This window comes from Luteimonas endophytica (assembly GCF_029887875.1).
Classification (GTDB): domain Bacteria; phylum Pseudomonadota; class Gammaproteobacteria; order Xanthomonadales; family Xanthomonadaceae; genus Luteimonas; species Luteimonas endophytica.
Genome location: NZ_JARXRM010000028.1, coordinates 138496 through 158814 on the forward strand (window position 1 = coordinate 138496; position 20319 = coordinate 158814).

Consider the following 20319-nt stretch of genomic DNA (forward strand, 5'->3'; position numbering starts at 1 on the left):
GCAGACGAGCCGCCGCCATGACCCGCAGGACCATCCTCAACGACAGCCACCGCTCGCTCGGCGCCCGGATGGTGGACTTCGGCGGCTGGGACATGCCGCTCAGCTACGGCTCGCAGATCGAGGAGCATCACCAGGTGCGCCGCGAGGCCGGAATGTTCGACGTCAGCCACATGACCGTGGTCGACCTGCGCGGCGCCCGCGCTCGCGAGTTCCTGCGCAGGCTGCTCGCCAACTCGGTCGACAAGCTGAAGAAGCCCGGCAAGGCGCTGTACAGCTGCATGCTCAACCCCGATGGCGGGGTGATCGACGACCTGATCGTCTACTTCCTCGGCGACGGCTTCTTCCGCCTGGTGGTCAACGCCGCCACCCGCGACAAGGACCTGGCCTGGATCGCCCGGCACGCCGGCGAGTTCGGCGTCGAGGTGACCGAGCGCCCCGAGCTGGCGATGATCGCGGTGCAGGGGCCGCAGGCGCGGGCGCGGGTGATCGGCCTCCTGCACGCGGACGATCGCGCGGCGGCGGAGAAGCTGGGCCGCTTCGCCGCCATCGAGGCGCGGACCGCGTCCGGCGCCGCGGTGTTCGTGGCCCGCACCGGCTACACCGGCGAGGACGGCTTCGAGGTGGTGATCGCGGACGCGGATGCCGCGGCGTTCTGGCGCGCGCTGCTCGAGGCGGGCGTCGCGCCGGCCGGTCTGGGGGCGCGCGACACCCTGAGGCTGGAGGCGGGCATGGCGCTCTACGGCCAGGATATGGACGAGACCGTCAGCCCCTACGAAGCCGGCCTGGGCTGGACCGTAGCGCTCGACGAGGGCCGCGACTTCATCGGTCGACCGGCGCTCGAGCGGCAGCACGCAGAAGGGGCGCCGCGCCAGCTGATCGGCCTGGTCATGGACGAGCGCGGCGTGCTCCGCCATGGCCAACGGGTGCTGACCGGCAACGGCGAGGGCGAGATCCTCTCCGGCACCTTCTCGCCCACGCTCGGCAAGGCGATCGCGTTCGCGCGCGTGCCGGCCGGGGATCCCGGTGCCGTGCGCGTGGACATCCGCGGCCGCGAGGTTCCGTTGCGGACGGTGAAGTTTCCGTTCGTGCGCGAGGGCCAGGCGCAGCCAGGCGTACTCGGCTAGGCATGCCTGCGCGGCCGCCGCCTCGGTCGCCGACCGCACGCGACGCCGGCGATGCGCCGGGCTGACAACCCCGGCATCACCTTCGCTACACTAGCGTCCGCTTCCCCGACATCGCGATCCCCGCAACCCCGGAGCCAGACATGAGCGAGATCCCAGGCGACCTGAAGTTCATGAAGTCCCACGAGTGGGCGCGCGTCGAGGACGACGGCAAGGTGACCGTGGGCATTTCCGACCACGCGCAGGGATTGCTCGGCGATCTGGTCTATGTCGATCTGCCGAACGTCGGCGACGCCGTGGAAGCCGGTAACGCCGCCGCGGTGGTCGAGTCGGTCAAGGCGGCCTCCGACGTGTACGCGCCGGTGTCCGGCACCATCGTCGCGGTGAACGGCGACCTGGCCGACAAGCCGGAAACCATCAACGAGGACGCCTACGGCGAGGGTTGGATCTTCGTGATCCAGGCCGACGACAGCGACCAGCTCAACGAACTGCTCGACCCGGACGCCTACGCGTCCCTGCTCGAGGACGACGACCTCTGATCCCCGCGTTCCGTCCGGGCGACGGCAGGCCGTCCCCGGCCGGAGCCCGACTCGCGCCGCGGCCGCAGTAGCCGCTTCCCCGACGGAACCCCCTGCCCCGCGGGGCGTGCAGGCATCGACTGGCGTACGCCACCGCGTACCGGGCTCCCGAACCGATGCGCCGCCGATGCGGTCGGGCGTTTCCGCCTGGCCTGACGGCTTCGGCGCCGGCCGTCCCGCTCCCGCCCGGCCGTGCATCGCCTCCGCGCGCCCGCGCGCCCCATCGATCCTCGTCACGCGAACCATGCACCCTGGCCGACCGGAGCGCGTCGATCGGTCCGGGCCCGTGTCTCGAGCTCGGTTGGCGAACCTCGAACGCCGTCGCGTTGCTCGCGCCGACGTGCCTGGCACTGCCGCGGGAAACGTCCGCACGAGCGGAAAGGCGCGCTCGCGGACGGCGCGAAGTTCGCGCACTTTCGCGCAAACGGACTTGTGCGATGCGAAATCCGACCTCCGTTGCTCTGCCCATTTTCATCTGCCGGTCGGGCGGCGACGGACGCGCGCCGGTTCCGCGCGTTGCGCGCAGCGCCGTGCCACGTCCCTCGGCCGCGCATGCACGCTTCGCGGAAAAGTGCTTTAAAAAAGCGCTTTCCTGCGAGCGCGATGAAGGGGGCGATGGCGCGGCCGCGAAGCCAGCGTTGTCGCCGGCCGCGGTTGCAGCGCCCCGACCGGCGATCCGCCCTGACCGGCGGCCGAGAATTATCGCGTCGGGGTGTTGACAGTTGAAAAAACCGTGATTAGGTTTCGCCCAAGCAGACGTTGCTGCAGGAACGAGTGATCCGAGTCAAGACGAAAAACGCACCAGACAACTCAGCCTTCCGCCCCGAACTTGCCAAAGGTGGAATCAGCCTTCGTCTCTCCTGCAAAAACGACATTCATTCCGACACCGCACCCGCGACGCATCGCGTCGCGGGTGCTTTCGTTCGACGCGGACCCTGTCCGCGGCCGCCGGCGGACTTCGCGCCGGCACCTCATCCGTCCCGATGCGCGGTGCGCGTCGGCGGTTGATCGCGGGTCCGATACCCGCGATGCGTTTGCGTTCTGGGCACTAGAAGCAAAGCAAGTCCACTGACGAGGAGAGCCATCCCATGGCCACTAAGAAAGCTGCAAAGAAACGTCCCGCCAAGAAGGCGACCAAGAAGGTCGCCAAGGCGAAGAAGGCGAGCCGCAAGACCGCCAAGAAGGCAACCCGCAAGGTCGCCAAGCGCCCGGCGACCAAGAAGGCAGCCAAGAAGAAGGTAGCCAAGAAGAAGACCGCCAAGAAGGCCGCGACCAAGAAGGTAGCCCGCAAGAAGACCGCCAAGAAGGCGGCCAAGAAGACTGCGAAGAAGGCCACCAAGAAGTCGGCCAAGAAGACCACCAAGAAGGCGGCCAAGAAGCGTCCGGCCAAGAAGGCGGCAACCAAGACCGCCACCAAGAAGCGCGCCAAGAAGGCGGCCAAGAAGAAGCCGGCCAAGAAGGCCGCGAAGAAGAAGGCCAAGCCTGCGCGGCGTGCCGGCAAGGCGGCTCCGGTCGTGATTCCGGCGGCGCCCGCTCCGCTGATGTAAGCAAGCCCCGATTGTTCGTAGGTCAGGACTCCCTCTCCGCGTGCCCAGGCGGAGAGGGAGTTTTTTCATGGGCGGCCGCGACGGGGGGTGCCGACGGCCGCTGGCACCGCCCGGGATCCTATTCGGGTTTCGCGCGCGAGACGGTGGCCGCGCCGCCGGCCCGGCCGGGCCGATCGCTCGCCGCGTACAGCGCTTCGACATCCAGATCCAGCCACTGGTCGGACTGCAACCCGATCGCGCTGTCGAGCACCGTGGGCAGCAGCCCCGAGGGCAGGCTGCTCTCGCTGTTCCAGAGGATCACCAGTCCGAGGTCGCGCTCGGGCAACAGCGCCATCACCCCGCGATAGCCCTGCACCGCGCCGCCGTGGAAGACCATGCGGTGGCCGGCGTAATCGTAGACCCGCCAGCCCAGACCATAGCCGGCCGCGTTGAGGCGCTGGCTGCGCCAGGACGCGGCGCGGCTGCGCATCTCGCCGGGAGTTCCGACAATGGGGGCGTGCAGCGTGGCCAGCAGCGGGGCCGGCAGCACGTCCGGGCGGTGCCCACCCTGCGCGATCAGCCACTGCGCCATGTCGGCGATGCTGGCATTGACGCCGGCGGCCGGAGAGACGCGGTAATAGGTCGGCTTGGGCATCAGCGAGCTCCATCCCTTGCCGGCGCGCACGTGCGGCTTCGCCCAGCGCGGACTGGCCTGGATCCCCTCAAGTCCGAGGCTGGCGTCGTTCATGCCCAGCGGCTTGAACAGGCGCCTGGACACCGCCTCGTTGTAGAACTGGCCCGAGGTGGCGAACACCACGTCCCCGACCAGGCTGAAGGCGACGTTCTGGTAGCTGTAGCAGTCGCCCGGCTCGCAGGTCATCGGCGCCTGGGCCAGCTTCTGCACCAGCGCGTTGTAGTCGGCGCCGCGCTCGATGTCGCGGTCGTAGGTGTGGCGGCCGAGTCCGACGCGGTGGCTGAGCACGTCCGCGACGGTCACGCGACTGGCGGCCCCGGGATCGGACAACTGCAGCCCGGGCATGTAGTCGACCACCTTGCTGTCCCAGCGCAGCGCGCCTTCGGACACCAGCACGCCGGCCAGGGTGCCGGCGAACGACTTGGACAGCGAAGCGAGCCGGAACACGGTATGGGCATCGACCGGTTCGGCGGCGCGCACGTCGGTGATGCCGTAGCCGCGCGCGCTGAGCACCCGCCCGTTGTGCACGATCGCCATCGCCAGTCCCGGCACCCGCTGGTCGGCGACCATCGCCTGCGCCATCGCCTCGAACCGGCGCACGTCGAAATCGGCGGCCAACGGCATCGTGGTGGCCGGCGGCGGCATCTGCCTGGGACGGCCGTCGGTCGGCGCCGGGAACGCGGTCATGGTTTCCGGATGGGCGCCGGCCGGCCGTTTCTGGACCACGGTCGGCGTCTGCGCCGCGCTTCCCAACGCCACCGGCAGCAACAGCCCCACCAACCCCGCCTGCCAGGCCCGTCCCCAGTGCCGACGGCGCCGCTGCGCTTTGTCTTTCATCGGGTCTGCCCCCTGCGTATGCTTGACCTGCGGGCCGATCATAGCGCCTGAGTCCGGATTTGCATGAACAAGGGGAGCTTCGATGGGTAGCGCGCTGATCCTGCTGGTAATTCTCGGAATCCTGGTAGCCTTCGCACTGTGGGCGGTCGGCATCTACAACGGCCTGGTCACGGCCCGCAACGCCTTCAAGAACGCCTTCGCCCAGATCGACGTGCAGCTGCAGCGGCGCTTCGACCTGATTCCCAACCTGGTGGAGACGGCCAAGGGCTATCTGTCCCACGAGCGCGGCACGCTCGAGGCGGTGACCGCGGCGCGCACGGCGGCGCAGGCCGGGCTGTCGGCGGCGAGTGCCAGCCCGGGTGACCCGGCGGCGATGGCCGAACTGGCCCAGACCCAGGGCGCCCTGAACGGTGCGCTGGGCCGGCTGATGGTGGTGGTCGAGGCCTATCCGGACCTCAAGGCCAACCAGAACATGATGCAGCTCACCGAGGAGCTGACCAGCACCGAGAACCGGGTCGCGTTCGCGCGCCAGGCCTACAACGACGCCGTGATGGCCTACAACAACCGCCGCGAGGTGTTCCCCTCGAACATCGTCGCCGGCATGTTCAGCTTCGCCCCCGCCGCGCTGCTGGAGATCCCGGAGGACAAGGCCGAGGTGCGCGAGGCGCCGAAGGTCGAGTTCTGAACTTCTTCGAACGCCAGGCCCAGGCGCGCCGCAGCACCACCCGGCTGGTGCTGCTGTTCGCGCTTGCGGTGATCGGCATCGTGGTGACGGTGAACCTGGTGGTGCTGGCGTTCGCCGGGCCCCGGCCGGGGACGCTGCTGCTGGCCACCGCCGCCACCGTGGCGGTCATCGGCCTGGGCTCGCTCTACCGGATCTCCACGCTGGGCGCCGGCGGCGAGGCGGTGGCGATGCAGCTGGGCGGCGTCGCCGTCGCCGAGGACACCGTCGATCCGCAACTGCGCAGGCTGCGCAACGTGGTGGAGGAGATGTCGATCGCATCGGGCGTGCCCGTGCCGAAGGTCTACGTGCTCGAACACGAAGCGGGCATCAATGCCTTCGCGGCCGGGTACTCGCCTTCCGACGCGGCTGTGGCGGTGACCCGCGGCGCGCTCGACCGCCTCAACCGCGACGAGCTGCAGGGTGTGGTGGCGCACGAGTTCAGCCACGTGCTCAACGGCGACATGCGCCTGAACATCCGCCTGATGGGGATCCTGTTCGGAATCCTGATGCTCGGGCTGATCGGCCGCAAGATCCTCATGCACAGCTACGGCATCCGCGGGCGCGGCGCGCTCGGGATCCTGGGCGCGGCGATCGTCGCGCTGGTCATCGGCTACGTCGGCGTGTTCTTCGGGCGCATGATCAAGGCCGGGGTGAGCCGCTCGCGCGAGGTCCTGGCCGATGCCTCGGCGGTGCAGTTCACGCGCCAGTCCAGCGGCCTGGCCGGGGCCCTGAAGAAGATCGCCGGCTTGCGCGAGGGCTCGCAGCTGGAACAGCGCGGCGACGCCGAGGAGGTGAGCCACATGCTATTCGGCGACGGCGTCGGCCTGCGTGGGCTGTTCGCCACCCACCCGCCGATCCTGCAGCGAATCCAGGCGCTGGACCCCTCCTTCCGCCCCGAGCAGGTGCAGCGCCTGCGCGCGCAGTGGCTGGCGGCGCCGCCCAACGGGCTGGAGGAGGACGTACAACTGGGCCTGGCCGCGCGCGACCACGGCGCCCTGCCCGGCGCCACCGCCGAAATGGACCTGACCCCACCGATGGTCTCGGCACAGGTGGCGCATCCGCGGGACGACGACTACCGGCGCGCGGATGCACTGGTGGCGGCGATGCCAGAAGCCCTGCGGGTGCTGGCGCGCGAGCGCGAGAACGTCATGCCGCTGCTGCTGGCGCTGCTGCTCGACGGCGACGGCGAGGTGCGCCGGCGCCAGCACCAGGAGATCTCGGCGCGGCTGGGCGCGCGCGCCGCCGACCGTGCCGCGCATCTGCGCCAGACCGGCCTGCAGGACTTGCACCCCATGCAGCGCCTGCCGCTGGCCTCCCTGGCCTTTCCGGTACTGCGGCTGCGGCCGCGCTCCGACCTCGATGCCTTCCTCGACACCGTGCATGCGGTGGTCCACGCCGACGACCAGGTCTCGCTGTTCGAGTACTGCCTGGGCACGCTGCTCGAGACCCAGGTTCGCGAAACCCTGGATCCGGCGCGCCATGCGCGCACCGGCCGGGGCAAGCCGGGCAGCGTCAAGCAGGAATTCTCGACGCTGCTGGCGGTGGTCGCCCAGGCCGGCCATGCCGACCCGGCCGAAGCGAAACGCGCCTATCTGGCCGGGCTGCAGCGGGTCCTACCGCGCGATCACATGCCCTACGAGCCGCCCGCGCACGGGGTGCGGGCGCTGGACGCGGTGTGGGAACCGCTCGACCGTCTGGCGCCCCTGGCCAAGCAGGTGATGGTGGAGGCGGTCACCGCCGCGGCGATGCACGACGGCCGCGTCTCGGTGGCCGAGGCGGAGCTGCTGCGCACCATCTGCGGCGTGCTGCACTGCCCGCTGCCGCCGATGCTCGACCGCGGCTGAGGCCACAGCCGCTCGAACGAACGGCCGGAAGACACCTGGGGCCATCGGGCGGGGGTGGAGCCGCGACAAAGCGAGTATCGGGGAGCGACTTGGCACGTATCCCCCGGCCCGCCCCGGCGCATCACCGGCTATCCCGCCCCCGGCCACCCGCGGCGATGATCCCGTTCAGGCCTGCGCGTCGACCTTCAGCACCACCCCGTCGGTGTCGAGGATGCGCACCGGCACGCCGGCCGCCAGGTCCGGGCCCTCGACCACCCAGAAGGCGTCGCCGATCTTGACCCGGCCGCGGCCGGCGACGATCGGCTGCTCCAGCGGCACCACCCGGCCGACGTGCTGGGCTGCGCGCTTGTTGAGCGTCGGACGGTCGCTCTGGCGCGCGCGCTGGCGAAACCACTTCCGGTAGACCTGGATCGAGACGAAGCTGAGCAGCACGAACGCGCCGATCTGCACCAGCAGCGGAATGCCCGACACGAACAGCACCGCCAGGAACACCGCCACCGCGGCAAAGCCCATCCACAGCATGAACGCGCCCGGCGCCAGGGTCTCGGCCGCGAACAGCAGCAGCGCGATCGCCGCCCAGGCCACCACGTCCCAGCGCACGGCTCAGCCCCCCTGGTGCGGCGCCAGCCGCGTCTGCGTGGCCGACTGCTGCTTGCCCAGCGCCTCCTTCGCCAGCTCGGCCACCCCGCCGATGGTGCCGATCAGGCCGCTGGCCTCCATCGGCATCAGCACGAACTTCTGGTTGGGCGCCGTGGCGAGCTTCTCGAACGCCTCCACGTACTTCTGCGCGATGAAATAATTGATCGCCTGCACGTCGCCCTGGGCGATCGCCTCGGACACCATGCCGGTGGCCTTGGCCTCCGCCTCGGCCAGGCGCTCGCGCGCCTCGGCCTCGCGGAACGCCGCCTCCTTCTCGCCCTCGGCTTCGAGGATCGCCGCCTGCTTCTCGCCCTCGGCGCGCAGGATCGCCGACTGGCGGTGCCCTTCCGCCTCCAGGATCACCGCCCGGCGTTCGCGCTCGGCCTTCATCTGCCTGGCCATCGAATCGATCAGATCGCGCGGCGGCTGGATATCGCGGATCTCGATGCGGGTGACCTTGATGCCCCAGGGGTTGGTGGCCTGGTCGACCACGTTGAGCAGCTGGGCGTTGATGGTCTCGCGGTTGCTCAGCGACTCGTCCAGGTCCATCGAGCCGATCACGGTGCGGATGTTGGTCTGCACCAGTGCGATGGTGGCGACCTCCAGGTTGGCGACCTCGTAGGCGGCCTTGGCGGCGTCCAGCACCTGGAAGAACACCACGCCGTCCACCTTCACCACGGCGTTGTCCTTGGTGATCACGTCCTGGCTGGGCACGTCCAGCACCTGCTCCATCATGTTGATCTTGCGGCCGACGCCGTAGACCACCGGAATCAGGAAATGCAGCCCCGGCTCCATGGTGTGGATGTACCGGCCGAACCGTTCGACGGTCCACTCGTAGCCCTGCGGCACCATCCGCACCGTCTTGAACAGCACGATGATGCCGGCGATCAGCAGTACCGCCGCCAGAAATCCCGATGCCCCCATCGTCCTCTCCCCGTTCTCAGCGCGGCTCCCCCCGGCTGGCGCCAAGTATAGGACCTGTCGGCCCCGGGCAGGCGCGAACGCGGCTGCGACGCTTTCGCCCCCCGGCGCATCCAGAATGGGGAATGGCCGCCGAATCCCCGCAACCCGCCCGTCCCGCCCCGGCTGCCGCCACCGGCGGCTGCGCCGCCGCGGTCGTCGCCGGGTCCGGGCCGCGCTCGAGCTTCGCGATCGAAGTGCCGGCGGCACTGCTGGCGCGGGCACGATGCGGCGAGCACGCGGCGCTCGAGCAGATCTACCGCTGGTTCGAGCGGCCCGCATTCACCCTGGCGCTGCGGATCTGCGGCGACCGCGAGGAGGCTTTCGAAGTGCTGCAGGACACGATGCTGAAGATGATCGACCGGATCGGCGAGTTCCGCGGCAGCAGCCCCTTCTGGGGCTGGCTGCGGCAGATCGCGGTCAACGAGTCGTTGATGCGCCTGCGGCGCCATCGCCGCATCGGCGAGGCGCTCGACCTGGACGAGCACGAGCCGGCCGGCGACCAGCCGCCACCGTCGGCGGCCGCCGACGCGGCGCGGCTGCAGCGCGCGCTGGCGACCCTGCCCGCGGCCACCCGCAGCGTGCTGTGGCTGTACCACGCCGAGGGCTATACCCACGAGGAGATCGCCACGCTGATGGAACGCACGCCCAGCTTCTCCAAGTCGCAACTGGCGCGCGGCAGCCGGCGGCTGCGGGCGCTGCTCGATGCCCCGGCCATCACCGCGGAGGCCGTCCATGGATGAGCGCCGCGACCGCGCCGAATCCGGCGGCTGGAGCGCCGTCTTCGCGGCCCTGCCCCAGGAGGCGCCGCCACCCGGGGGCTGGCACGCGCTCTCCGCCAGACTGGAGCGGCGTCGGCGCCCGCGTTGGCTGCCGTTGGCGGCGGTGGCCGCGATGCTGCTGGCGGTGGCGCTGCCGTGGCGGCTGCTGACGCCGGGCGATGCCAGCTCGCAACCGGCTCGAGCCGCGCAGGCCCGGCCCGCCGCGTCCATGGTCGAATCCGTACCGGGCGACGCCCGGCTCGCGGCGTTGCAGGGCGAGTCCGCGCAGCTCGAATCGCTGCTGCCGCTGGTCCAGGACATGCGTATGTCCAGCGGTACCGCCGCGTTGCTGACCGGCGAACTGGAACGCCGCCTGGCGCTGCTCGATGCGGAACTGGCGCAGCCGAAACTTTCGCCGGACCGCGAGTTCCAGCTGTGGCAGGCGCGCGTGGACACGCTGCGCGCGTTGGCCGGATTCGAAGGCACGCGGCGCTGGATGGCGGCCAACGGCGACCACTACGACCCGGCGCTGGTACGCGTGTATTGACCCCCTCATGACCCCGGAGCCGAGATGACCAGATTCCCGTTCAATCGTTGCGCCCTGGCCGTCGCCCTGGCGGTGTTCGCCGGTGCCGCCTGGGCCCAGGACGGCAGCGACCGCGACGCCCTTGCCGAGGCCCGCGCCGAGCTGGCCCGCGCCGCTGCGCGCGTGGCCGAACTGTCGGAAAACAGCGTGGCCGGCCAGGCCCGCATCGCCGAACTGCGCGAACGCCTGGCCGGGCGGCCGGTGCTCGGCGTGGTGCTGGCCGCCGATGCCGAGGCCGGCGTGCGCATCGCCGGCGTCACCCCTGGCAGCGCCGCCGACGAGGCCGGCCTGCGCAGCGGCGACCGCCTGGTCTCCGTCGACGGCACCCGCATTCTCGGCAGCAGCGGCGAGCTGCGCGCAGCCAACGCCCGCAAGCTGCTCGGCAGGCTGTCCGCCGAGACGCCGGTCCGGATCGGCTACCAGCGCGACGGCCGCGTCGTGAACGTGGCGGTGACGCCGCGGACCGAACGCACGGTCGCGGTGCTGCGCGGCACCGATATCGACATGGCCGAGGTCGTGCGGGCGGCGCAGGCGGGCGCTTCCGAGGGACTGGACCTGGCGGCCGCCGCGATGCGCGACATCCAGATGCCCGACATCGCCGCCGAAGTGCGCGCGGCGCTGGCGCAGTCCGGCCTCGACAGCGACTGCGAGGGGGAGGCCTGCGCGCCGCCGATGCTGTTGTCCGCATTCCGCTGGCACGGCCTCAACCTGGCCGAGGTCGACCCGCAGCTGGGACGCTATTTCGGTGCCGAGCGCGGGGTCCTGGTGCTGTCCGCGGACGGGTTGGACGGACTGCAGCCGGGCGACGTGATCCAGCGTATCGACGGGCGCGAGGTCGGCACGCCGCGCGAGGCGATGGCGGCGCTGCGCGACCAGCCTGCCGATGCGCGGGTGGAGGTCGGCTACCTGCGCGATCGCAAGCCCGCCACGACCCGGATCACCGTGCCGGAACTGCGCGCGTTACGGATCCCGGTGCCGCCGGCACCGCCGCGCCCGCCCGCGCCCGGCGCCGCAGGGAATCCCCCGCCGGCGCCCGCGGCGCCGCCCGCGCCACCCGCGCCACCGCGGACGTCGGCGGGCATCGCGCCGACGACGACGTCGGCGTGAGCGCCGCGACGATGCGGCCGACCGATACCCGCACCGGTCCAGCCCAGCCGCGACGTCGCCTGGCACACCGTCGCGGCGCCGCGGCCGCGCTATTGCTCGCGGCCGCGGTGGTCGCGGGCTACCTCGCGGCGACGCCCGGGGCATGCGGCCCACGGGCCGGTGGCCTGGTCATCCACGACGCCCGCGGCCAGCCGCGCCTGGCCATCGGCCTGACCGGGCGCTGCCTCGACGCCCCGCGCAAGCCCTGACCTCCGTCCGCCGTTCGTGTCGTCAGTCGCGTGCCTCGGGCGGCGCGGCTTCCACCCACTCAGCGAAGACCCGGCCGATTTCCGCATCGCTCACGGCGTCGCCGTCCTGCACGCGCTGCGCCTGCTCGAACAGCGGGATGATCATCGCCATGCCGTCGACCTCGGTCTTGAGGCGCAATCCCGGCGGTTGCGTAAGGTAGGTGTTCCAGCGCGCGCGTACCCGGGCCCAGTAGTCCTCCGTCGCCCGCCAGTAGTCGATGGCCGGGGTGAAGTCGACCCCGGCGTCGCTGCGGTAGTCGTTGAAACCGAACTCGCGGGCGATGGTGCGCACGGTGCTGCCGTCGGCGGCACGCACGACCTTGGTGTTGTCCTGCTCGTGGGTCCAGCCGCCCGGCACGATGGTGTGACGGTTCTCCACGTTCAGGGCGTTGTAATCCTCGCGCGTGGTGTACTCGCGCCGTGGCAGCGGCCGCCAGGTACGGTCCGAGGTCCAGGTGGCGACCCCGTAGCGGTGGTTCCAGCGGCCGGTCCCGCAGTAGCGTGGCGCGTCGCTGACCTCGTACACGCATTGGGTCCAGGCGCCGCGGGTGAGGTCCGGGGCGATATCGCGGACCTGCCAGGTCTGGTCGGCGCTGAACTCGAAGCGCCGCGGCGCCTCGTATTCCCAGTCCTGCCGCCAGTGCTTGGTGACGTGGCCGCTCCCGGGATCGACCAGGATGTGCTGCAGCACGATCCGCTCCGGGCCGTCCTCGACCACGATCACGATCTCGCTGCCGCCGCTGCGCTTGGCCGGCGCGCGCTCGTAGCCGGGAGCCAGCAACACGGTCTCGTCGAAGCTGAAGTCGACGTCGTATTCGCCCTGCATGGCGAGGATGGCCTCACGGTCGCGCTGCGGATCGGGTGCCGGCGGCGAAGGTTCCGCGGCGGCGGTCGCGGCCGACAGCCACAGCAGCAAGGCGGCGACGGGCGAAAGGATTTCTAACTTGGCTGGCGTCATGAGGGGATCCTCGTTGCGGACTGGCGGTCGGGGGGCGGCGTGGCGCGGTGCCGTGCGGCACCGACGGCGGGCGGCGAGACGCGCGCGGCGCGCTCGCAGCAGCACTCATGGACCTGGGCGGCGTTGCCGGCGGCATGCTGGCGAGCGATCCGCTCGGCCATCGCCGCGCCCAGGTCGGAGACGGTGGCCAGGCTTGCCGACAGCAGCGCATGGCCGGCAAAGCCCGGCCCCGGATTGGAGACGTCCAGCCGCAGCACGCTGCACTGCCAGCGGGGGGTGCCGAGCCGCCCGGCCAGCCCGCGCCACAACCGGTCGGCGATGCCGGCCGCGGCCGGGGGCGCGGCGGCCGGCAATCGCGAAGCGAGCCGTTCCCAGGCCAGGAAATCGGAATCGGGAAGCAGGAACAGCCGCCAGCAGCATCCGCCGCCGCCGTCGTGGAAGTCGAGGCTGGCCTGCAGCCCGTCGCTGTCCATGACGCTGCGCGCCACGGCCCGGTGTGCCCGGCACCAGCCAGCCAGTTCGCCGCCCGGCTGGGCGGGATACAGGCAGGCCACGGTGCCCAGCGCGGCCAGCTCGCGGGGCCGCGGCAGCGCCCCGGACGGCTCCCACGCGGCGGGGACCCCACCGATCGAGCAGGCACGCGCCATGCTCAGAAGTCCACTGCCAGGCTGACAGCGACATTGCGGCCCGGCGCGGTGTAGCGATCGAGCGTGCCGCTGGTGGCGACCACCAGCGGCAAGTCCCCGGCGGCCCAGTACTTGCGATCGGTCGCGTTGGTCAACCCGAAGTTGACCCGCGCGCCCGGCGCGAACGCCCAGTGCGCGTACAGGTCGAGCACGCCGTATCCCGCGGTGCGGTAGAGCTCGGGGTCGGACACGCGGCGCTTCCTGCCGGCAAAGCGGCCGGCCAGCTCGACGCCCCACGCGTCGGTGGCGTAGCCGAGGCCCAGCGTCGCGGTCAGGGGGTCCACCGAATCGAGCGGCACGTCCGCGGTGCGGTCGTCGCCGCGCGACCACGCTGCCGCGCCGCGCACCGACCACCCGGCCCAAGCCGGGGCCAGCGCGCCGAGCTCGACGCCAGCTTTCAGCTCCACGCCGTAGATGCGCGCCTCGGCGACGTTCTGCGACTGGAACACCATCAACCCGCGGTCGTCGAAGCCGATGAAGCGGAACGACTCGATGAAGTCGTCGTAGCGGTTGTGGTAGCCGGTGAAGGCGGCATATGCGGCCTCACCGGCGAAGCGGATCCCGGCCTCCAGCCCGTCGCTGGTCTCCGGCTTCAGCGCCGGATTGGCGATCGCGGTGTAGCCGAACATGAGGTTGGTGAAGCCGATATTGACGTCGCTGTACGGCGGCGCACGGAAACCCCGGGCGTAGCCGCCGAACAACGACCAGTCGCCGCCGAACTTCCACACCGCACCGAGCTTGGGCAGCACCTCGGTCTCGGTGAGGCCGGCCACCTCGACCCCGGGGTTGTCCTCGGCGAAGATCGCGTCGACCTCCGGTTCCAGTTCGTAGCGATCGACCCGCAGCGCCGGCACCAGCCGGAACGCGCCGTCGGCGAAGGCGATCTCGTCCTGGAGGTACACGGCGGCCGTGGTGGTGCGGCTGACCGGGAAATCGCGGACCGGGAAGACATCGGGCAGCATCATGTTGGTGCTGGCGCCGGTGACCAGATCGGTGACCCTGCCGTCGCGCTTCTGCCGCGTGTCGGTGCGCGCAACGTCGATGCCCCAGGCCAGGTCGTGCCGGACCGCGCCGGTGGCGAAGCCCTTGACGAAGTTCGCCTGCAGGCCGTGCACGCGCTGGTCGAAGTTGAAGCTGCGCTCGCGCCGTTCCGGGGCGCCGGCCGCCGTGATCCGCTCCTCCAGGGTGTCCTGGGTGGTCTCGCTGTCCTGGCGGTAGATCTGCCAGTCCAGCGCGTCGGCGAACGCCGCGCCGGGCGCGTCCATCTCGTGCGCGAGCGTCACCCGTGCGCGGGTCTGGTGGTCGTCGGCCAGCACCAGCGTGTTGGTGGCGCCGGTCAGCGGCTGGAAACCGTGCTGGGTCAGCACCTGGGTGTCGGCGCGGTCCTCGTTGCCCTCCATCGTCAGCCGGAAGCGCTGGCCGGGGGAGGGCTCGAACACCAGCTTCGACAACAGGCTGCGGCCGTCGCGGTCCTGCGGGTTGGGGCGGGTGCGGGCGGCGCCGGCGCTGTCGTTGGTGCCCTGGTTCTCCGGTTCCCGGCCCTGACGATGGCCGACCACCACCAGCCCGGACCAGCGCTCGCCGCCGAAGGCCGCGGTGGCTGCTCCGAAGAGTCCGTCCCAATCGCTTTCGGCGCCGAGTTTGATACCGAAGTGGGCGTCCCTGCCCGGCTTCAGATAGTCCGAAGGGTCCTTGGTCACGAACGAGACCACGCCGCCGAGCGCGTCGGAGCCGTAGAGCGCGCTGCCCGGCCCGCGCACCACCTCCACGCGCTTGAGCGTATCCGGATCGACGAAGTTGCGGTTGGCGTTGGAGAAGCTGCCGATCTCGAAGGCGTCGGGCACCGCGATACCGTCGGTGAGGATGCGAACGCGGTTGCCGCCCAGGCCGCGGATGCGGATGTCGCCGATCCCGAACCGGCCGAAGGACCGGGTCACGGTGATCCCCGGCTCATGGCGGAACAGGTCCTTGAGGTCGCGCACCAGCAGCTCGTCCATCCGCTCGCGCCCGATCACGTCGACCGTGTTCGGTACATCGACGATGGCGCGCTCGGTGCGGGTGGCGGTGACCACCACCCGGTCGAACTCGGTGGTTTCGGCTTCCGGCGCGGACGCGCCGGCGGCCAGGGCGGTACCGGGCAGCGCCAGGCACAGGGCAAGGAACAACGGGGTCGGACGCATGGCGTGCTCGCAGAAGGAGAAGCGGGCGGCGGCTGGCGTCCGGCGAGGCCGGGGCGGGCGAACCTGGAAAGAGCATCGGCGGCGCGGGATCGCGCCGAAAAACCGGCCTGGGCCCCGACGGGGCCGGGCGGGTCATCGGGACCGGATCGTCCGGTCGGGGGTCACTTGGTCAGGATCAGCTTGTCGTTGCGGGTATGGCGCAGGCGGTAGCACTCCCCGCCGTGCCGGATCGTCACCTCGCGGCGGCCCTGAAGCAGGCGCGCGCTGTCGAGCGCGTCATCGCGCGCGGGGCTGGCGGTGCGGGGGTCCGGCAGGCCGGCGCCGCTGTCGGCGGCACGCGGGGCGGAGGCGGTCTCGTGCGGAGGGCTGGCGAGCATCGGCGTTCTCCCGGGAAGAGATGCTGATGCTAATGATTCTCATTTGACTGTCAAGGGTCAGCGCACCGCGGCCTCCACCCGTTTCCAGCCGGCGTCGTCGACGCGCGCGTCCAGTTCCAGGGCCTCGAGGTTCTCGAGCAACTGCGCCACCGCGGTGGCGCCGGTCAGCACCGAGGAGACATGCGGGTTGCGCAGGCACCAGGCGATCGCCAGCGGCGCCGGCGCCACCCCCAGTTCCGCGGCCAGGGCGGTGAACGCGCGGGCACGCTCGACGCGGCGTTCGCCGGCGTCGCCGAGGACCCAGCGCCGCAGCCACTGGTAGCCCTCCTGGCCCAGGCGCGAGTCGGCGGACACGCCTTCGTTGTACTTGCCGGTGAGCAGCCCCGAAGCCAGCGGCGACCAGGTGGTGGTGCCCAGGCCGATCTCCCCGTACAGCGGCGCGTATTCGAGTTCCACCCGCTCGCGATGCAGCAGGTTGTATTGCGGCTGCTCCATGGTCGGCGGATGCAGCCGGTGCTTGCGCGCCAGGTCGGCGGCCTCGCGGATCAGCGCCGCGGGCCATTCGGACGTGCCCCAGTACAGCACCTTGCCCTGACGGATCAGGGTATCCATGGCCCACACCGTCTCCGCGATCGGGGTGTCGGGGTCCGGGCGATGGCAGAAATACAGGTCCAGGTAGTCCACGCGCAGGCGCTTGAGGGCCGCGTGGCAGGCATCGTGGACGTGTTTGCGCGAAAGCCCCTTCTGGGTGGGCAGCGGCTCGTCGGCGGCGCCGAAGAACACCTTGCTCGATACGCAGAAGCCGTCGCGCGGCAGCCGCAGGTCGGCGATCGCGTCGCCCATCACCCGCTCCGCCTCGCCGTTGGCATAGCCCTCGGCGTTGTCGAAGTAGTTGATCCCATGGTCCCAGGCCGCGGCGACCAGCTCGCGCGCCGCTCCGCGCCCCACCTGCTTGCCGAACGTCACCCAGGCGCCGAACGAGAGTGCGGACAGCTGCAGGCCGGAATGGCCCAGGCGGCGGTACTGCATGGCGGGCTCCTCAGGGGGCTGGCCCGACAGTCTAGGCCACCGCGACCAGGCGGCCGAGGGCCGTCGACCGGGCGCGGCCCGGGCCTGCGCGTACGAGGGCCCCGGTGCGGATTGCCGTACAATCGGCCTGCTTCCTTTCGGGGAGTAGCCCACCCGCCGTTGGCGGGGCCGCGCGTCAACACGCTTGGCAGTCGCCATGGCGCGCGGGACCTCGAGTCGGGCAAGACCGGAGGCAGACGTCGCGCATTCCCGGCCGGGCTGCGCTGGCGTTCGCCTGCCGTTCCCCGGCGCCCGGCTGCGGACCCCGACTTGGACGCCCTGTTCGTCTCGACCCTCGCCGTCGCGGTCGCCGAGATCGGCGACAAGACCCAGCTGCTGGCGCTGCTGCTGGCGGCGCGCTACCGCCGGCCATGGCCGATCCTGGCCGGCATCCTGCTGGCGACGCTGCTCAATCACGCCTTGGCCGCATGGTTCGGCGCGGCGCTGTCGGAGTGGCTGCCGGCGGGGCTGCTGCGGGCGCTGGTGGCCGCGAGCTTCGTGGCGGTGGCGCTGTGGACGCTGCGTCCCGACCGGCTCGATGAAACCGATCGGCCGCGCGCGCAGGGCGGCGCATTCCTGACCACCACGTTGGCGTTCTTCCTGGCCGAGATCGGCGACAAGACCCAGGTGGCGACGGTGCTGCTGGCGGCCAGGTTCGACGCCCTCGGGCCGGTGATCGCCGGCACCACGCTGGGCATGCTGCTGGCCAACCTGCCGGTGGTGCTGCTCGGCGCGCGCTTCGCCGACCGCCTGCCACTGCGCGCCGCACGGCTGGCGGCGGCGCTGCTGTTCCTGCTGCTCGCCGGCTGGGTGGCGCTGCGCGGAATCGGCTGATCCTCGCCGCGCTATGCTGCGCTGCAGAGGGACCGAGACCATGCGCGAGGCCGACAAGGGGGAAACCGGGATCGTCGCCAGCCTGCTGGCCCGGCCCGACGAGCTGATGCTGGAACTGGGCGCCGGCGGCGAGCTGCTGGTGGCGCGGGTGCGCGCGCTGCTGTGCGCGATCGTGCTGCTGTTGCCGCTGTTGGCCGCCGCCGGCGGCGCCAGCACCACGGAGGTGCTGATCGGCCTGGGCGCCGCCATCTTCATCAACCTGATGGCCCAGGTCTGGCTGGCGCTGGCCCGGCCGCTGCGCCGCCACCGCTGGCTGCCGCACGTGACCAGCATCTACGACGTCACCGTGACCAGCTGCGTGCTCGCGCTGCTGGGCTGGTACGACCCGGTCGCCGGCATGAACAGCACGGTGGTGTGGTGCTTCTACGTGATCGCGATCGTCCTGACCGCGCTGCGCAACGACGGCCGCCTGACCCTGTACATCGGCGCGCTGGCGATGCTGCAGTACCTGGCCCTGGTCGCGGCCATCTTCCTGCTGGTGCCGCCCCGGCAGCTGGTGTCGATCGACTACGGCAGCGCCTCCATCGGCGGCCAGGCCGAACGCCTGGTGCTCTTGCTGATCGTCACCCTGGTCACCGCGACCATCGTCTACCGGATGCAGCGGCTGGTCGAGCTGTCCGGCCGCGACGGCCTGACCGGGCTGCCCAACCGCGCCTGGCTGCTGCAGAGCATGCCGCGTACGTTCGAGGAGGCGCGCGCCTCCGGCGCCTCGCTGACCCTGGCGATGCTGGACCTGGACGGGTTTCGGCGGATCAACGACGAGGCCGGCCACCGCGGCGGCGACCGCGCGATCCGCCAGGTCGCCGCGGAGCTGTCCGGAATGCTGGAGGAGAACGAGCACATCGCCCGCATCGGCGGCCAGGAGTTCGTGCTGCTGCTGCGCTGCCCGGTGGGCAGCGCCTGGGAGCGGCTGGACCGCCGCCGGCGGCTGCTGTGCGAGCGCCCGTTCCAGGCCGGCCGCGGCGGCGCTCCGCAGCGCCTGACCTTCAGCGCCGGCCTGGCGGCCTGGCCACAGGACGGCGCCGACGTCTCGGCGCTGCTCGGTGCCGCCGACCGCCGCCTGCAGCAGGCCAAGCGCGAGGGCCGCAACCGGGTGGTGGCGCGGGACGCGTGATCGCCGGCCGGTTGCCCCCCCGGCCCCCTCCCCTTACCCTGCGCCGACCGGAAAAATCACGCCTAGGGGCAACGGATGGAAGGTTTGACGCGGGTCGGTTTCGGCCTGTTGGGACTCGCTGTGCTGCTGGGCATCACCTGGGTGTTCTCCGACAACCGGCGCCGGGTCGACTGGCGACTGGTGGGGATCGGGCTGGCGCTGCAGATCGCGATCGCCTGCCTGGTGCTGCTGACGCCCTGGGGCGCGCGGATCTTCGATGGTCTGTCGAGCGGTTTCGTGACCCTGCTCGGGTTCACCACCGAGGGCGCCCGGTTCATCTTCGGCGACTTCAGCGATCCGGAGAAGTTCGGCTTCGTGTTCGCGTTCCAGGTGCTGCCGACGATCATCTTCTTCGCCAGCTTCATGAGCGTGCTCTACCACCTCGGCCTGATGCAGAAGGTGGTGCAGGGCATGGCCTGGGTGATCACCAAGCTGATGCGGGTGTCCGGCGCCGAGACGCTGTCGGTCTGCGCCAACGCCTTCATCGGCCAGACCGAGGCGCCGCTGGTGGTGCGGCCCTACATCGCCGGGATGACGCCGTCCGAGCTGATGACCCTCATGGTCGGCGGAATGGCGACGATCGCCGGCGGGGTGCTCGGCGCCTACGTCCTGCTGCTCGGCGGCGGCGATCCGGTGCAGCAGGCGGTCTTCGCCAAGCACCTGATCACCGCCAGCATCATGGCGGCCCCCGCGACGATGGTGATCGCGAAGATCCTGGTACCGGAGACGCGCGAACCGCTCACCCTGGGCAGCGTGCGCGTCGAGGTGGAGAAGACCACCGCGAACGTGATCGACGCCGCCGCCGCCGGCGCCGCCGACGGGCTCAAGCTGGCGCTGAACGTGGGCGCGATGCTGCTGGCCTTCATCGCCCTGATCGCGCTGATCAACTGGCCGCTGGTGTGGCTGGGCGAGGTCACCGGGCTGCAGGCGGCGCTGGGGCGTCCCACCGACCTGTCCGCGCTGCTGGGCTGGGTGCTGTCGCCGCTGGCGTGGCTGATCGGCGTGCCGTGGCAGGACGCGGCCACCGTGGGCGGCCTGATCGGCACCAAGGTCGTGCTCAACGAGTTCGTCGCCTACGTGCAGCTCGGCGAGATCCTGCGCGGCAGCGTCGAGGGCGTCTCGCTGACCCCGCAAGGTGCGCTGATCGCCACCTACGCGCTGTGCGGCTTCGCCAACTTCAGCTCGATCGCGATCCAGATCGGCGGCATCGGCGGGATCGCGCCCGAGCGCCGCGCCGACCTCGCCCGGTTCGGTCTGCGCGCGGTGCTCGGCGGCTCGATCGCGACCATGATGACGGCGACCATCGCCGGCGTCCTCACCCTGTTCGCCTGAGGCTGCC

The 20319-nt window shown here is 71.3% G+C and carries 20 protein-coding genes; 12 read left to right on the forward strand and 8 right to left on the reverse strand.

What is annotated here, in order from left to right; genetic code table 11:
* The first annotated feature begins 17 nt into the window (after nt 1-17).
* The 3 genes from gcvT to QFW77_RS08065 all read left to right on the forward strand — a co-directional run bounded on the left by gcvT (nt 18) and on the right by QFW77_RS08065 (nt 3246).
* On the forward strand, nt 18-1124 hold the full coding sequence (gene gcvT, locus QFW77_RS08055) for a glycine cleavage system aminomethyltransferase GcvT (RefSeq protein ID WP_280573968.1): 1107 nt from the start codon (nt 18-20) through the stop codon (nt 1122-1124).
* 140 nt (nt 1125-1264) lie between these two features.
* Nucleotides 1265-1660: a glycine cleavage system protein GcvH gene (gcvH, locus tag QFW77_RS08060; protein WP_280573969.1), complete on the forward strand. Its 396-nt coding sequence runs from the start codon at nt 1265-1267 to the stop codon at nt 1658-1660.
* Between the two features lie 1127 nt (nt 1661-2787).
* Nucleotides 2788-3246: a hypothetical protein gene (locus QFW77_RS08065; RefSeq protein WP_280573970.1), complete on the forward strand. Its 459-nt coding sequence runs from the start codon at nt 2788-2790 to the stop codon at nt 3244-3246.
* 118 nt (nt 3247-3364) lie between these two features.
* Here the strand turns inward: QFW77_RS08065 and QFW77_RS08070 are convergent, their stop codons facing one another.
* Nucleotides 3365-4756, reverse strand: coding sequence for a serine hydrolase domain-containing protein (locus tag QFW77_RS08070; RefSeq protein WP_331487895.1), 1392 nt, complete (start codon nt 4754-4756; stop codon nt 3365-3367).
* A gap of 82 nt (nt 4757-4838) precedes the next feature.
* On the opposite strand from QFW77_RS08070, the gene QFW77_RS08075 reads away from it, so the two are divergent.
* Nucleotides 4839-5441 carry a LemA family protein gene (locus QFW77_RS08075; protein WP_425603296.1) on the forward strand — a complete coding sequence of 201 codons (603 nt, stop codon included), beginning with the start codon at nt 4839-4841 and terminating at the stop codon, nt 5439-5441.
* 47 nt (nt 5442-5488) lie between these two features.
* Nucleotides 5489-7324 carry a M48 family metallopeptidase gene (locus tag QFW77_RS08080; protein WP_280573972.1) on the forward strand — a complete coding sequence of 612 codons (1836 nt, stop codon included), beginning with the start codon at nt 5489-5491 and terminating at the stop codon, nt 7322-7324.
* A gap of 165 nt (nt 7325-7489) precedes the next feature.
* Here QFW77_RS08080 and QFW77_RS08085 read toward each other — a convergent pair whose 3' ends face one another.
* Together QFW77_RS08085 and QFW77_RS08090 are read right to left on the reverse strand one after the other, a co-directional pair.
* Nucleotides 7490-7924, reverse strand: a complete 435-nt coding sequence (locus QFW77_RS08085; protein ID WP_280573973.1) for an NfeD family protein — start codon at nt 7922-7924, stop codon at nt 7490-7492.
* A 3-nt stretch (nt 7925-7927) separates the two neighbouring features.
* Nucleotides 7928-8887: an SPFH domain-containing protein gene (locus tag QFW77_RS08090; RefSeq protein WP_280573974.1), complete on the reverse strand. Its 960-nt coding sequence runs from the start codon at nt 8885-8887 to the stop codon at nt 7928-7930.
* Nucleotides 8888-9009: 122 nt separating this feature from the next.
* Here QFW77_RS08090 and QFW77_RS08095 point away from each other — a divergent pair, with 122 nt between their 5' ends.
* From QFW77_RS08095 to QFW77_RS08110, 4 genes are read left to right on the forward strand one after another with little or no spacing between them, the layout of a single operon-like run.
* On the forward strand, nt 9010-9666 hold the full coding sequence (locus QFW77_RS08095; protein ID WP_280573975.1) for an RNA polymerase sigma factor: 657 nt from the start codon (nt 9010-9012) through the stop codon (nt 9664-9666).
* Nucleotides 9659-10231, forward strand: a complete 573-nt coding sequence (locus QFW77_RS08100) for a hypothetical protein (protein ID WP_280573976.1) — start codon at nt 9659-9661, stop codon at nt 10229-10231. Before QFW77_RS08095 ends, QFW77_RS08100 begins: the two co-directional genes overlap by 8 nt.
* A 24-nt stretch (nt 10232-10255) precedes the next feature.
* Entirely contained in the window at nt 10256-11377 is a 1122-nt protein-coding gene (locus QFW77_RS08105) for a PDZ domain-containing protein (protein WP_280573977.1), read from the forward strand.
* Nucleotides 11374-11625: a hypothetical protein gene (locus QFW77_RS08110; RefSeq protein ID WP_280573978.1), complete on the forward strand. Its 252-nt coding sequence runs from the start codon at nt 11374-11376 to the stop codon at nt 11623-11625. Before QFW77_RS08105 ends, QFW77_RS08110 begins: the two co-directional genes overlap by 4 nt.
* Before the next feature lie 22 nt (nt 11626-11647).
* Here the strand turns inward: QFW77_RS08110 and QFW77_RS08115 are convergent, their stop codons facing one another.
* The 5 genes from QFW77_RS08115 to QFW77_RS08135 form a co-directional block, all read right to left on the reverse strand.
* The gene (locus QFW77_RS08115) at nt 11648-12622 is read right to left on the reverse strand and encodes a DUF6607 family protein (RefSeq protein WP_280573979.1); all 975 of its coding nucleotides are present in this window, start codon (nt 12620-12622) and stop codon (nt 11648-11650) included.
* The gene (locus QFW77_RS08120; RefSeq protein WP_280573980.1) at nt 12619-13269 is read right to left on the reverse strand and encodes a Hemin transport protein; all 651 of its coding nucleotides are present in this window, start codon (nt 13267-13269) and stop codon (nt 12619-12621) included. Before QFW77_RS08120 ends, QFW77_RS08115 begins: the two co-directional genes overlap by 4 nt.
* Before the next feature lie 2 nt (nt 13270-13271).
* Entirely contained in the window at nt 13272-15488 is a 2217-nt protein-coding gene (locus tag QFW77_RS08125; protein WP_280573981.1) for a TonB-dependent hemoglobin/transferrin/lactoferrin family receptor, read from the reverse strand.
* 161 nt (nt 15489-15649) lie between these two features.
* Nucleotides 15650-15865 (reverse strand): hemin uptake protein HemP, encoded by a 216-nt coding sequence (locus QFW77_RS08130; protein ID WP_331487898.1) that lies wholly within the window; start codon nt 15863-15865, stop codon nt 15650-15652.
* Nucleotides 15866-15922: 57 nt separating this feature from the next.
* Complete coding sequence (locus QFW77_RS08135) at nt 15923-16894, reverse strand: aldo/keto reductase (RefSeq protein WP_280573982.1); 972 nt, start codon at nt 16892-16894, stop codon at nt 15923-15925.
* 309 nt (nt 16895-17203) lie between these two features.
* Between QFW77_RS08135 and QFW77_RS08140 the strand changes: the two genes are divergently transcribed.
* From QFW77_RS08140 to QFW77_RS08150, 3 genes are all read left to right on the forward strand, one after another.
* Nucleotides 17204-17767 (forward strand): TMEM165/GDT1 family protein, encoded by a 564-nt coding sequence (locus QFW77_RS08140; RefSeq protein WP_280573983.1) that lies wholly within the window; start codon nt 17204-17206, stop codon nt 17765-17767.
* Nucleotides 17768-17807: 40 nt separating this feature from the next.
* The gene (locus QFW77_RS08145) at nt 17808-18941 is read left to right on the forward strand and encodes a GGDEF domain-containing protein (protein WP_280573984.1); all 1134 of its coding nucleotides are present in this window, start codon (nt 17808-17810) and stop codon (nt 18939-18941) included.
* A gap of 75 nt (nt 18942-19016) precedes the next feature.
* The gene (locus tag QFW77_RS08150; RefSeq protein WP_280573985.1) at nt 19017-20312 is read left to right on the forward strand and encodes a NupC/NupG family nucleoside CNT transporter; all 1296 of its coding nucleotides are present in this window, start codon (nt 19017-19019) and stop codon (nt 20310-20312) included.
* The last annotated feature ends 7 nt before the right edge of the window (nt 20313-20319 follow it).